Here is a 314-nt window from a genome sequence, read left to right on the forward strand (position 1 = left end):
TGGCTCTCGGAAGTTCGCGTCAGGAGCATTTCCTGAATGATGTCCGTGAGGCTTTCAGCCTCGGACTCCACCGCGCCCGTCAACGGGTAGCAACCAAGGGTGCGGAAACGCACTTTCTTTTTGACGATGCGCGCTTTGTCTTCGTCGGACAGGTGCTCGAGAATGCGCTCGTCGTCGATCATGATCAGTGTGCCGTTCTTCTCGATCACTTCGCGCTCGGCGGCGAAGTACAGCGGCACAATCGGGATGCCTTCAAGGTAGATGTACTGCCAGATGTCCAGCTCGGTCCAGTTCGACAACGGGAACACACGCAT

Annotated in this window: 1 protein-coding gene; it reads right to left on the bottom strand. The window is 57.0% G+C overall.

Translation table 11 applies throughout. From position 1 onward, the window contains the following. Positions 1–314, bottom strand: a 314-nt coding sequence (locus ACIQVE_RS25750; protein ID WP_402813897.1) for a phosphoadenosine phosphosulfate reductase family protein, incomplete at both ends; no start/stop codon positions are given.

Origin of the sequence: Pseudomonas sp. NPDC098747, from assembly GCF_044760045.1 — a bacterium.
Taxonomy (GTDB): Bacteria; Pseudomonadota; Gammaproteobacteria; order Pseudomonadales; family Pseudomonadaceae; genus Aquipseudomonas.